This window comes from Actinomadura macra NBRC 14102, assembly GCF_001552215.1.
Taxonomy (GTDB): domain Bacteria; phylum Actinomycetota; class Actinomycetes; order Streptosporangiales; family Streptosporangiaceae; genus Spirillospora; species Spirillospora macra.
Genome location: NZ_BCQT01000004.1, coordinates 578026 through 591054, shown reverse-complemented (window position 1 = coordinate 591054; position 13029 = coordinate 578026). Strand labels below are relative to the sequence as shown.

The 13029-nt window shown below is 68.6% G+C and carries 10 protein-coding genes, 1 other RNA gene and 1 pseudogene; 8 read left to right on the top strand and 4 right to left on the bottom strand.

Annotated elements, in window-relative coordinates; genetic code table 11:
• Positions 1-96: 96 nt before the first annotated feature.
• A complete protein-coding gene (locus AMA02S_RS07485; RefSeq protein WP_218004871.1) occupies positions 97-1584 on the bottom strand; it encodes an MFS transporter in 1488 nt (495 codons plus the stop codon).
• Positions 1585-1798: 214 nt separating this feature from the next.
• Between AMA02S_RS07485 and AMA02S_RS07480 the strand changes: the two genes are divergently transcribed.
• Positions 1799-2767 (top strand): DUF8094 domain-containing protein, encoded by a 969-nt coding sequence (locus AMA02S_RS07480; protein ID WP_067453584.1) that lies wholly within the window; start codon positions 1799-1801, stop codon positions 2765-2767.
• Between the two features lie 328 nt (positions 2768-3095).
• Here the strand turns inward: AMA02S_RS07480 and prfB are convergent, their stop codons facing one another.
• A complete protein-coding gene (gene prfB / locus AMA02S_RS07475; protein WP_067453581.1) occupies positions 3096-4205 on the bottom strand; it encodes a peptide chain release factor 2 in 1110 nt (369 codons plus the stop codon).
• Positions 4206-4335: 130 nt separating this feature from the next.
• Here prfB and AMA02S_RS07470 point away from each other — a divergent pair, with 130 nt between their 5' ends.
• On the top strand, positions 4336-5391 hold the full coding sequence (locus tag AMA02S_RS07470; RefSeq protein WP_067454036.1) for a DUF8094 domain-containing protein: 1056 nt from the start codon (positions 4336-4338) through the stop codon (positions 5389-5391).
• A gap of 23 nt (positions 5392-5414) precedes the next feature.
• Here the strand turns inward: AMA02S_RS07470 and AMA02S_RS07465 are convergent, their stop codons facing one another.
• Positions 5415-5597: a hypothetical protein gene (locus AMA02S_RS07465; protein WP_067454033.1), complete on the bottom strand. Its 183-nt coding sequence runs from the start codon at positions 5595-5597 to the stop codon at positions 5415-5417.
• A gap of 414 nt (positions 5598-6011) precedes the next feature.
• Between AMA02S_RS07465 and ftsE the strand changes: the two genes are divergently transcribed.
• The 6 genes from ftsE (at position 6012) to AMA02S_RS07435 (ending at position 11602) form a co-directional block, all read left to right on the top strand.
• Entirely contained in the window at positions 6012-6701 is a 690-nt protein-coding gene (ftsE, locus tag AMA02S_RS07460) for a cell division ATP-binding protein FtsE (protein WP_067453578.1), read from the top strand.
• Between the two features lie 163 nt (positions 6702-6864).
• Entirely contained in the window at positions 6865-7770 is a 906-nt protein-coding gene (gene ftsX, locus AMA02S_RS07455; RefSeq protein ID WP_067453575.1) for a permease-like cell division protein FtsX, read from the top strand.
• Between the two features lie 158 nt (positions 7771-7928).
• The gene (smpB, locus tag AMA02S_RS07450) at positions 7929-8402 is read left to right on the top strand and encodes an SsrA-binding protein SmpB (RefSeq protein ID WP_067453572.1); all 474 of its coding nucleotides are present in this window, start codon (positions 7929-7931) and stop codon (positions 8400-8402) included.
• 9 nt (positions 8403-8411) lie between these two features.
• On the top strand, positions 8412-10358 hold the full coding sequence (locus tag AMA02S_RS07445; RefSeq protein ID WP_067454030.1) for a penicillin-binding transpeptidase domain-containing protein: 1947 nt from the start codon (positions 8412-8414) through the stop codon (positions 10356-10358).
• A gap of 312 nt (positions 10359-10670) precedes the next feature.
• Positions 10671-11043: a transfer-messenger RNA gene (gene ssrA / locus AMA02S_RS07440) on the top strand.
• Positions 11044-11299: 256 nt separating this feature from the next.
• Positions 11300-11602, top strand: coding sequence for a hypothetical protein (locus AMA02S_RS07435; RefSeq protein ID WP_157430451.1), 303 nt, complete (start codon positions 11300-11302; stop codon positions 11600-11602).
• A 30-nt stretch (positions 11603-11632) separates the two neighbouring features.
• Here the strand turns inward: AMA02S_RS07435 and AMA02S_RS44915 are convergent.
• Positions 11633-12682, bottom strand: a pseudogene (locus AMA02S_RS44915) (recombinase family protein); the annotation flags it as partial.
• Positions 12683-13029 lie beyond the last annotated feature (347 nt).

Sequence of the window (13029 nt, the reverse complement as noted above, 5' to 3'; positions counted from 1 at the left end):
GGGCGGGGTTGGACGAGCGCGACATCGCGCGCTCGCGTGACGGTTGAGGTCGGAGGTCGGGGCACCGCGGCTTCTAGCGTCGGTGGTGGGTGGGCCCTAGGTGTGGTTTCGCTTGGCGCGTAGGGGCGCGACCAGGCAGACGGCGGCCACGAGGATGCCGAAGGCGACCGTCAGGGCTGCGGTGTAGCCGTGTACGGATGCGGCGACCTGTGTGACGTGGCCGTGTTCTGCCAGGTACGAGGCGGACGCGCTGGCGGCGACCGTGTTGAGCAGGGCGGTGCCGAGAGCGGCTCCGAGTTGCTGGGACGCGTTGTAGGCCGCCGACGCCGCGCCGATCTCGTGGTGGTGCATTCCCGCGGTGGCCAGGGCGGCCGTCGGCGGGAGGACGAGACCGAGCCCGAGCCCGGTGAGCACCAGCGCGGGCACCAGGTAGACCGGCAGGATGTCCGTGCTGTGCGGCGTCAGGCGGGTCAGGACCAGCATTCCGGTGGCGGCGAGGCCGAGGCCGGGCAGGATCAGCGCCGACGGGGAGACCCGTCCGTGCAGTTTGCCGGCGATGAGCAGCGAGCCCGCGAGGGCGGCCAGGGCGTTGACGATCAGTGTCAGGCCCGCCTCGACCGGTGAGTATCCGAGGACCGTCTGGGTGTAGTAGCTGACGAACAGGTAGAAGCCGAACATCGACACGAACATCAGCGTGATCGCCACGAAGGCGCCGGCGCGGGCGCGGTGCAGGAGCACGCGCATCGGCAGCAGCGGGTCGGGGACGCGCAACTCGACGGCGACGAACGCCGCCAGGAGCAGGACGCCCCCGGCGAGCAGCGCCACCACCCTCGGCGAGTCCCAGCCGAGCGGTTCGGCCTCGTTGAAGCCGTAGACGACCGCGGCGAAGCCCGCGACGCTGAGCACCGCGCCCGGGACGTCGAGCCGTGCGCCGCCGCGGACGGGGCGGTCGCGGGGCACGAGTGCCGTGCCCGCCACGGCGAGCAGCGCGATCGGGACGTTGATGTACAGGCACCATCGCCAGCCCGCGTACTCGGTCAGCAGCCCGCCCGCGACGAGGCCGACGGCGGAACCGGCGGCGCCCACCGCAGCGAACACGCCGAACGCCCGTCCACGCTCGCGTGCCCCGGTGAACGTGGTGGTCAGCAGCGACAGTCCGGCGGGGGCGAGCAGGGCGGCGAACACGCCTTGCAGGGCCCGCGCCGCGAACAGCATCTCCGGCTCGGTCGCCGCGCCGCCGAGCGCTGACGAAGCGGCGAACCCGGCCAGGCCGATCGCGAACGCCCTGCGGTAGCCGAGCGCGCCGGCGATCCTGCCGCCGAGCAGCAGCAGGCCGCCGAAGGCCAGCGCGTACGCGGTGATCACCCACTGCCGGCTCGCGTCGGACATGCCGAGCGCGTCCTGCGCGGACGGCAGCGCGATGTTCACGATCGTGCCGTCCAGGACCACGAGGAGTTGCGCCGCGCTCACCACCGGCAGCGTCCACCAGCGGTGCCCGCCGGACGGGGTGGTGTCCGTGGTGTACTCGGGCGCGGGTGCCCGAGCGGAGGTCGGGTCGGGCGATGTCATGTCTCCAGCACTCATGACGTCGAGTGTTTCGTTGAAGTCGTCCCGGAGACTTTCGCCGATCTCGGGTGCGGATTGCTGGGCGAACGGGCGCGGACCCTCAAGCCCCGGTGGAACCCGCGGCGCGCCAATCCCTCGACCGGGTCACGTTTGCCCATTCATACTGTGACTGGACGGTCACTCTGCGATGATTCCCGCTGGACCGGACCGTCGTTCTTCATCGGGGGGCTCGATGCCCGCACGTGCCGTCACCGCTCTGTCACTGGTGTCCTGCCTGCTCACCGCCGTCGCGGCGGCGGGCTGCGGGAGCAAGTCGTCCGCGGGAGCGGATCCGCCAGCGCTGACCAGGGCGCAGGCCCAGCAAGTCCTGGCGTCGTTCACGGACGGGGCGAACCGCGCGGGGCGGCGGCTCGACCGTCTGGCGTTGCGGGCAATCGAGGCCGATCCGCAGCTGTCCATGGACACGGCTGCGTTCCGGCTGCGCAGAGTCATCCGGCAGCGTCCGCCGACGCTCAGGCTCAGCCAGGTCGTGTACTACATCCCACGCATGAGCGGCTACCCGCGCTGGTTCGCCGCCGACGCCGCCACCGGGTCGGGCAAGCGGACGGTGCGGCACGCGCTGCTGTTCACGCAGGCCAAGGCCGGGCAGCCGTGGCTGCTGGCCGCCGACCCCTATCCGCTCGCCCCTGCGCTGAACAAGGTCGCCCTCGACCCCGAAGGCTACGCCACTCCGGTGGACCCTCGCGCCGAGGGGCTCGCCATCACGCCGGAGAGACTTCCCGGCGTGCACGCGAGCCTGCTGACGGACGGGCCGAGCGCCGCCGGCGTGTCCGTGCTGGCCGACGGGCCCCGGACACATCAGACATTTGAGGCATTGCGGCATGGGGAGCAGGCGCTGTCCAAGCGGGGCATCACGCTCTCGTCGCGGTTCTCCGTCGCCCCGTACGGGGTCTATGCGCTGCGGACCAGGGACCGTGGTGCCCTCGTCTGGTATGTCCTGAAGCAGAACGAGGCGTATTCCGCCCCGAATCGGGGGACGCTGGCTGTGAGCGGTGATCTGATCGGGCTCGCCCCGACCAGGGCCGCCAGGAACCGTATGGACACGACCGTCCTGGTGCAGTACTTGGCCACCATCCCGCCCAAGGGCCGGGTGACGGTCAGCGGGATGTACCGCAAGGCCGTCACCCTACACGGCTCCTGAGACTCCGTCGGGTGCCGGGGCGTTCCCGCTCTTCTGACCGCTGCAGCTGGACCGTCACCGGCATCCGACGGGCCCGACCTCACGGCCCCGGCCACACGGCCCCGGTCACACGGCCCCGGTCACACGGCCCCGGACACGGGTCCTCATCGGGCCAGGGGCCATCTCACAGTGCCTCAACCGTCGCGCGAGCGCGAGACCTGAGCGGTGGGGCAACGCCGAAGGCAAGCCCCACCGGGAAGATCGCGAAGCGATGACGCGCTCGCCCCAAGCCCGGTCGGGGGGCGAGCCGCCAGGCGAGCCCTCCGGGCCGGGATTGAAATAAACGCCGTCAGGCCGACTCCTGCTGGCGCATCCAGCGGATCTCGGCCTCGATGAACTCGTCGATGTCGCCGTCCAGGACGGACGAGGGGTTGCCCGCCTCGACGCCGGTGCGCAGGTCCTTGACGATCTGGTAAGGGTGCAGGACGTAGTTGCGGATCTGCGTGCCCCAGCTGCTGGTGCCCTCGCCGCGCAGGGCGGACATCTTCTCCGCCTCCTCCTGCCGCTTGCGCTCCAGCAGCTTGGCCTGGAGCACGTTCATCGCCGTCGCCTTGTTCTGCAACTGGCTGCGCTCGTTCTGGCAGGACACAACGATCCCGGTCGGGATGTGGGTGATGCGCACCGCGGAGTCGGTGGTGTTGACGCCCTGGCCCCCGGGTCCGGACGAGCGGTACACGTCCACCCGCAGTTCGCTCTCGTCGATGTCGACGTGGTCGGACTGCTCCACGACCGGGACGACGTCGAGACCGGCGAACGACGTCTGCCGGCGGCCCTGGTTGTCGAAGGGGGAGATGCGGACGAGGCGGTGCGTGCCGTGCTCGCCGCGCAGCGTCCCGTACGCGTAGGGGGCCTTCACCGTGAAGGTGGTGGACTTGATGCCCGCCTCCTCGGCGTAGGAGGTGTCGTAGATCTCCGTCGGGTAGCCGTGCCGCTCGGCCCAGCGCAGGTACATCCGCTGGAGCTGCTCGGCCCAGTCGGCCGCGTCCACGCCGCCGGCCTGCGCGTTGATCGTGACGAGTGCCTCGCGCGCGTCGTACTCGCCGGACATGAGGGTGCGGACCTCAAGCTGCTGGACGGCCTTGCGCAGCGACGCCAGCTCCTCGTCGGCCTCCACGCGGGTGTCGGCGTCGTCCATCTCCTGGGCCATCTCGTACAGCGTCGCGACGTCGTCGTGCCGCTGCCGCAGGCCCTCCACCTTGTTCAGCTCGCTCTCCAGGTACGACAGGCGGCGCGTCACCGACTGGGCGCGCTCCTGGTCGTTCCAGAGGCCCGGGTCGGCCGACTGCTCGCGCAGCTCGGCGATGTCGCGCCGCATGCTGTCGAGATCCAGCACCTGCTCGATGCCGGTGAGTGTCGAGCCGAGCTCCTTGAGCTGCTCTTCGGGTTCGATGCCTGCCACGCCCCCGAGCCTATCGCCGTCCCGGCAGTGCCCGAGCGTCCGGCCAATACCCTGTGGATGGCAGAATCACGGGCCGAGGAGGTCGATCGTCACGATCGGCGTCATGTTTTCCTGGCCGGGGGACGAGGCTGTGCAGAGGATTTCGCGGGCGGTCGCGGCCGCCGCGCTGCTCGCGCCGCTCGCGGCTGCGGGCTGCGCGGAGAACAAGCCGGAGGCGGCGCCGCCCACCGCCATGCCCACGACGTCTCCGCCGCCGATAGTGCCGCTGACCTCGCAGGTCGCGCAGAAGGCGTTCGGCACCTACATCATCGACGAGGACGTGGCGCGTGCGGCCGGGGACGAGCGGCTCGCCCTGACCTGGACGTCGGACGGGCAGTCCTTGCTCACCGCCGCCGAATTCCGCAAGGCCGCCTTTGACGGCGACCCGGTCCGCCGTTTTTCCTATGGCAAGCCCAAGCTGTATGTGCCGAAACTCAAGCCGGACGGCTATCCCCAATGGTTCGTGGCTTCGGTGAACCGTTCTGTCCAGGGCAAGCCCAAGAGCGACCGCACCGCGTTCATGGCGTTCATGTTGCGCGGCCCGTCCGACCGCTGGCGTGTCACCATGACCACCCTTCTGTCGCCGAAGGCCAAGGAACCGAAGGTTCTGATCGATCCGGAGGGGTACGCGGAGGGGCTCGGGACGGACGACACCTCCGTGCTGATCCGCCCCCGGGACGTGGGCGGCATCCAGGCGACCATCGCGGCCGAGGGCGGCGGCAGCGTGGCGGCGAAGGTGATGCGGCCCGGTCCCGTCACCACCGGCTACTACCAGCAGGCGAAGCGCGCCAAGAAAAAGGCCAAGGAGAAGGACCTCACGCTCCAGGTGGTCTACACGGCCACGCCCTATCCCTACTTCGCGCTGCGCACCGAGCGCGGCGGGGGCCTGGTGCTGTACTCGCTGTTCCGCAACACCTCTCTGACCGCCAAAGACCCGGCGACGCCCAAACCGGAGATCCCGCCGGAGGCGGAGCATCTCCTGGAGGGCACCGTCGAGGGCAACGAGATCGACACGACGGCGATGCTGCACTTCGCAGCGTTCGATCCGCCGCGCGCCAAGAAGGGCAGGCCCCAGCCCAAAGCGGCTCTGGTCGCCGATGACGGCGCGATCGCCAAGGCCGCGACCCCGCCGCCTCGCAAGCCCTAGAAGGCTTCGGAGGCCCTGCCGGGTCAGTAGATCTTCTGCAGGACGAGCGCGACGAACAGCAGGGCGACGAGCCCGGCGAGGACGAGTGCGGGCGGGATCGAGGGGCCGTGGCGGTGCAGCTCCGAGCGGGCCTCCCGGCAGGTGGCGCAGCGCCCCTCGACCACCGGGTTCGAGCACCGGGCGCAGATCAGATGTTCGCAGCTCATGTCGTGGGCCCCAATCTCCGTGAACGGCACGTGGGTCCGTGCGGGTGAGAACGTCGATCGACGACCTATTAGGTATCTTTCGCCATCATCCAGCGTAGCCGGACTGTATGGTCGTTCCGGCAACTCCGGGAGCTCGACGGTACGAAACGGCCCGACGTCGGGAGACGGTCGCATGGCAGTGAACCGCATGGCAACGAACGGGCTACCGCGCATTCCCGGCGTGTCGCCGCTCCCGGCCAAGCGTCCCGCGCCGAGCGGGACGAGGTGGTTGACTGTCCCCTCTACACTGCTCGCAGGCTCCACGGTCCACCCGGCCGCGAAGCCTGGCGGCCCAGGCCGGAGACCACGGACCCGTTCCGTGGCGACGGAACAGGCCGCTCCCCAACCCCTAGACTGAACCGCCGTGATGCAGCCGTGATCCATTTCGACAACGTCACCAAGGTCTACCCGAGCCAGAACCGGCCCGCCCTGCAGCATGTGAACGTCGCCATCGAGAAGGGCGAGTTCCTGTTCCTGGTGGGTCCCTCCGGCTCCGGTAAGTCGACCTTTCTGCGCCTAGTCCTCAAGGAGGAGCGTCCTTCCCAGGGTCACGTGCACGTGGCGGGCAAGGACCTGAGCAGGCTGAGTAACTGGAAGGTGCCGCACCTGCGCCGCAGGATCGGCTGCGTCTTCCAGGACTTCCGGCTGCTCCCCAACAAGAACGTCTTCGAGAACGTCGCGTTCGCCCTTGAGGTGATCGGAAAGCCGCGGCGTTTCATCGGCAAGGTCGTGCCGGAGGTCATCGACCTGGTCGGTCTGGAGGGCAAGGCCCACCGGATGCCGGACGAACTGTCCGGCGGCGAGCAGCAGCGCGTCGCCATCGCGCGGGCGTTCGTCAACCGGCCGATGATCCTGCTGGCGGACGAGCCGACGGGGAACATCGACCCCGCCACGTCCATCGGCATCATGAAGGTGCTGGACCGGATCAACCGGACCGGCACCACCGTCGTCATGGCTACCCACGACGCCGCGATCGTCGACGCGTTCCGCAAGCGCGTCGTCGAGCTGGAGGACGGACGGGTCGTCCGCGACCAGTCGCGCGGCGTCTACGGCCAGGCATACTGACCCACCCGGGGCCCGCCGCGACGTCCGGGCAGGTCCCCGCGACCATCTGAACCAACGATTCTTGCCGGGGCGTACGACACTCCAGACGTACGAGACACCCCACAGGGCGTGCACGGCGGCGCCCGCGTTCCGGCGGAACACAGGCGATCAAGGACAGCGAGGCATGCGCGCACAGTTCGTTCTCCAGGAGATCTGGATTGGTCTCCGCCGGAACATGACGATGACCATTTCCCTCGTCATCACCGTCGCCATCGCCATGGCACTCTTCGGCACCGGTCTGCTCCTGCGTAACCAGGTGGACGAGTCCAAGAGCTATTGGTACGACAAGATCGAAGTCTCGATCTTCCTGTGCGCCAAGACCAGCTCGAATCAGAGCTGCCAGAAGCGGGACGTGACGCCCGAGCAGCGGGATGCGCTCAAGGGCCAGTTGGAGAAGATGTCGCAGGTCTCCAACGTCCAGTACGAGACCAAGCAGCAGGCGTACGCGCGCTTCAAGGACCGTTTCGCCGGATCTCCCGGGTTTGTGGAGAGTACCCGCGAGGGCGACATCCCCGACTCGTTCCGGGTGAAGCTGAAGAATCCCGAGGAGTACAAGGCGGTCGCCCAGGCGATGCTCGGCCAACCGGGCGTCGACACGGTGATCAACGAGCAGGAGATCTTGAAGAGGTTCTTCCGGATCCTCAACGGCCTCCAGGTCGCCGCGCTGCTCATCGCGCTGATCCAGGTGGTGGCCGCGGTGCTGCTGGTCGGTAACACCGTCCGGCTGTCGGCGTTCAACCGGCGCCGGGAGACGGGCATCATGCGGCTCGTCGGCGCGTCCAACACCTATATCCAGATGCCCTTCATCCTGGAGGGCGCGATAGCGGGGATGATCGGCGGGCTGTTCGCCTCGATCCTGCTGGTGTTCAGCAAGCTTCTCCTCGTCGACAGGCTCGCCGAGGACGTCCAGCTCGTCAGCAAACTCGGCTGGAGCAACGTCGTCTTCGTGATCATCGTCTCGATCTGCTTCGGCGTGCTCCTGTGCGCCATCGCATCGTTCCTCACCCTGCGGAGATACCTGAAGATCTGATCGGTGCACCCCTAGATCGCGGCGCCGAACCAACCGCGGAACCCGGCCGTCAGACAAAGCGGTTCCACCTCACCCGCCCTGTCCTCATAAGATCGCCTACGGACGGGGAAGGGGCTCGGTGCAGGAACCGAAGCCGGACAAGGACCGAGGCTGATCACGTGCCACGCGACACAGGGCGCAAGCTCATCGCCCAGAACAAGCGTGCCCGCTACGACTACCACATCGACGACACCTGGGAAGCCGGCCTGGTGCTCATGGGCACCGAGGTGAAGGCCCTGCGCGCCGGACGCGCGTCCCTCGCCGACGGCTACGCCCACGTGATGGACGGTGAGATCTGGCTGGAGCACGTCCACATTCCCGAGTACACGCAGGGGACCTGGACGAACCACGCGCCCCGGCGGCGCCGCAAGCTGCTGCTGCACCGGCGCGAGATCCAGAAGATCATCGCCAAGTCGTCCGAGCCCGGGTGGACGCTCATACCCCTGGCGCTGTACTTCAAGGACGGCAAGGCCAAGGTAGAGATCGGCCTCGCCCGTGGTAAGAAGTCCTACGACAAGCGCCAGGCCATCGCCAAGCGGGAAGCCGACCGGGAGATGCAGAAGGCGGCGGCCGCCCGGTTCAGGAGACGGTGAAGGGTGTCGATGATCAGTCGAGGTCATGGACGCGCCCCGCGGGGCGCGCGCACCGTGCGGCGCCGGGTGGTCTCGATCGCGTCCTGCGGCGCGCTCGTCGGCACCCTCACGACGGGCTGCTGGGCGGAACCGTCCGCGATGCCCGCCGTCCGCGACTTCCTCATCGCCTGGGAGGTCGGCAACTATCCGGCGGCGGCGAAACGGACGGTCGGCGCCGACCGTGAGAAGGTCTCCGACGCCCTCGGCCAGGTCCGCGCCCAACTCGACGCGGCGTCGCTGCGGCTCGCACTGGGCGTGCCCGGCCAGGACACCGCCGTCAAGGCGATCGACAAGAAGGGCGACGAGGCCGACGCCCGCTTCTCGGTGAAGGTCGACCTCGGTGAGAACGGCCAGCCCTGGACGTACACGGGGCTGCTGCACCTGCGCCGCCAGGGCGGCAAGTGGAAGGTCGTCTGGGATCCGTCCATCATCAACCCGAAGCTGAAGCCGGGGCAGCGGCTCGCGGTGCTGACCGAGGTCCCGAAACGCGCCCCCATCCGCGACAACCAGGGCCGTTCCCTCCTTCGCGAGGTCTGGGCCTACAACGTCGGCGTGTACCCCGGGCGGCTCGCGAACCAGCAGCGCACCCTGGACGGCCTCGCCCGGCAGACCCGGATCGACGGCGGCCGGCGGCTGGACTCCGAGCGGCTGCTCGGCCGCGTCCGCTCCGCCCCGCCGCAGCAGTTCCTGCCGCTGCTGACCCTCCAGGTCCCCGACCACAACTCGCTGATCCAGCGGCTCAGGCAGATCGACGGACTGCACTTCGAGCCTGTCAAGGTCCCGATCGACCCCATGTACGCGCCGGAGCTGATCGGCAGCCTCGGCCCGGCCACCGCCGACACGCTCCAGCAGGTCGGCGCCCCCTATCAGCCCGGCGACACGATCGGCGTCAGCGGCGTCCAGCTCCTCCAGCAGCGCCGCCTGGCCGGCACCCCCACCGTGCGGGTCGTCGCACAGGACTCGACCGGCAAGAACACCGAGGAACTGCGGTCGTGGCCCGGCCAGCCGCCGCAGGACGTCCGCACCACGCTGGAACCCACCATGCAGCGCAGGGCCGACAACGCCCTCGCCGGCCTGCCCGTCACCGGCTCGATGGTCGCCGTCCGCCCGAGCACCGGCGAGGTCCTCGCCGTGTCCAACCACCTGACGAGCGGCAAGAACCTCGCGTTCGAGGGCCGCTACCCACCCGGCATGACCTTCGGCATCGTGTCGGCCGAGGCACTGTTCTCCCAGGCCGGGATGAACCAGTCCACCGAGACGACCTGCCCCGGCACCGTCACGGTCGGCGGCCTGACCTTCACCAACAAGGCACGCCCCGCCGGGGGCTTCGCGAGCCACTACGCGTACTCGTGCAAGACCACCCTCGCCCAGCTCGGCGGTAAGCTCAGCGCGCAGACGCTGATGGCGGAGGCGTCCCGGCTCGGCCTCGGCAAGGACTGGGGCCTGTCCGTCCCCGCCTTCACCGGCTCGGTCCCGGCCCCCGCCAACGACGGCGAGAAGGCCGCCACCATGGTCGGTGAGGGCAAGGTCCAGGTGAGCCCCCTCGCCATGGCCCTGGTCGCCGCGGCCGCCCAGAACGGCACCTGGAAGGCCCCGTACGTCCTCAAGGACCTCTCCAAGGCCGGCCAGGTCCCGCCGACCAACCTCCAGCCCGAATCGATCTCCAGCCTCAAGAAGGTCCTCTCACGTTCCATCAGGACGGGCCTCGCCACCCCCGCCCGCGTCTCAGGCGACGTCGTCGGCGTCGCCGCGCTGCCCGCCGTCAACGAGGGCGGCCAGACCAGAGAGATCTCCTGGTTCGTGGGCTCCCGCGGCGACCTCGCCTTCGCCGTGGCCCTGGAAGGCCACGTCTCCGCGGCCAGGGTCGCCGCCACGTTCCTCCGCGGCGTCCCGTCCGGCACCAGGGGTACGCCCTGAGCGGCTTTTGACAACCCTTTACCCCCAGGCGGGCAACTCCCTACACCGCCCCTTGCGTCTTCCTAGGTGACTGGGACTCCGCTTGGGGGGTTGCGGGCCCCAGTCGCCGTGATGAGACCAGAGCCTCGTCTCGGGGGAGGCTCTGCCGTCCGGACCGGCCCGACCCTGCCGGTCGACCCCGGTGGGCGCGCCCAACCGCGCGGCCACCGGGGTTCACGTGTGTCCGCAGGGAATTACGTTGCCCGCCGACGCGTTAACCTTGTAACGTCATGGTGCGGACGTCCTCGGACGATCGCTTTGACAACTCAACATGGGGGTGACCGGCTTCGACTTCGGTCGATCGAGCCAGGGGAAGCGGGTCGAGGGTTGCTGTCGTGACCTCGTAAATCCTGTGACAGCAAACCACAACTGCCAACAAGAAGCAGTCCGAGTTCGCTCTCGCCGCCTGAGGCGAGTAGCGAACTCTGTCAGCCCGGGAGCGTCTCCGACCCGGGGTCTGGCATCGTAAGGAGACTCCACCTGCAAGCCCGGTCGCGGGGCCTGTAGGAAAAACAAACAGCGGCTGAGCCCGTCGGCAACTTGCCTGCATGAGTGCCGGGGCTGAGAAAACGCCAAGCAGGCTGCACCCGGAGAAGCCCTGACTCATTACCGAAGGACGCGGGTTCGATTCCCGCCACCTCCACCCAATCGGCGCTACTCGAACACCGGCTGACCGGCCGGAACCGGGAAACGCCACCAGCGGCCCTGCCGTCCACCCGGACGCCGGGGCTGTTGTTGTTCCCGGGGCCGTACGTCCCTAGGAAGGGCGCGAACGGCGTCGTCGGCTCATGCCCTTCCACCCGCGGGTCTGCCTCGTCCGCGTCCACGTAGAGCCTGGTGAACAGTGCTTGGTTGAGGACGCGTCGGGCGCGTTTGCCCGCCCGCCGGTACAGCTCATCAGGGTGAGTGAGGAGATCGAGGACGAGGCGGATCGCTTCGCGTCCTTGGTCAAGGTCGGGCCGCTCCAACCGCTCAAGCTGGCCTTCCAGGCGGGCGCGCTCGTCCCGAACCTTCCGCAAGCGTTCGCTGAGCTTGTCCTTTGGCCAGTCAGGGTCACCGACGAGGTCAAGGAACTGGTCCTCTTGGTGATCGAGCTTGGCGAGTTGCTTCGCGATGAGGTCCCGCCGTTCGTCGTTGCTCTCGGCCTCGTCGTCGATGGCGCGGTCGATGGCAGTGGCGATGCGCTCGCGCAGGTCAGCCGGTAGCGCGACTTTCGCGTATGAGCGCTCTACGGCCTCTTCGACCTTCGCGATCGGGAGGTATGGGAGGTCGCACGTCCGGTTCTGGCGTCCTCGGCATATGAAGTAAAAGTACAGGTCACCGCGCTTGTTCTTGCCGCGCATGATCATGAGTCGGCGCTGGCAGCGATGACACCAGACCGTGCCGTTGAGGTAGTGGTGATGGACGCGCGCACGCGTCCCGCCGCCTCGCTGGCTGTTGAGAACCTCTTGGACGCGGTCGAACAGCTCTTGGCTGATGAGCGGCTCATGCCTTCCGCGGAACTCGTCCCCCTTATGGAGCACATATCCGAGGTAGTAGCGGCAGCGGAGCATTACGCCGAGCTTGGCGATGGAGATCGGGGCACCGGCAGGGTTCCGCTTCTCGGGCCTCATCCGCAGGCCGGCATCTGTGAGCGTGTCGATGAGGTCGTGAAATCCGTACGTGCCGGTGGCGTACAGCTCGAAGGCCATGCGGACGAGGGGCCCGCGTACGGGATCTATGACGACCGTACGGACTTCGCGTCCGTCGATCTTCTCGCGGACGTTCAGATATCCGACGGACGCCCGTCCCACCGAGCCACCGTGCGTGACCTTCTGGGCCATCTTGTAGCTGATGTCGGCGCCGGACGCCTGCGACTGGTACTCGTTCACTGCATCGATGACGGAGGCGACGAGGTTGCCCACCGCGTTGTCTTCCGTGTAGTCCATGATCGAGACGAGGACGGCGCCCGCTGCCTTGAGGTCCCGCTTGGTGATAGCCGCGTCGATGCCGTTGCGGTGCATCCGCGACCGGGCGTAGACGATGACATAGTCGATGTCTCGTTCGGCCTTGATCCTGGCCATCATCTCTTGGAAGCGGGGACGTCCCTCCACGGTCGTGGCGCTTCTGCCCGGTTCCACGTACTCGTCCACGATGTCGGCACCGAGTTCGGCCGCGCGACGCTTCCCCGCCTCGCGTTGAGCCGGAAGCGAGATGCCTTCCGGGTCATAGTCGGTGTCCACTTGGCCGCGTGTGGAGACGCGCAGGTAGAGGACGGCGCGCTTGCGCTGAGTCTGCGGGGGCATCAGGACGTCCCTTCGCGCGTGGAGAGTTCGGAGATCAGGGTGCGGACCTCTGTCATGGCCTCGGATCTGGGGAGCCGCGTCCGTCGCTGCGAGGAGGAACCCGAACAGCAGGCACACCATGATGTGCCAGGTACGAAGGCCCATGTAGCGCCACGCGAGCCAGACGACCGCGCCGAAAACGGCGACCAGGGGAACCGAGACGATCATCCGAGCTCCGTCGGGTCCGACATGTGGGAACCTCTGCGGCGCCGCCAACGAGTACGGGCACGGCACTTGCGGCAGCGCCGGTTGCCCGGCTCGACCCGGGCGCCGCAGGGGCAGGCGGAGGCAGTGATCGTTCGAGGCAG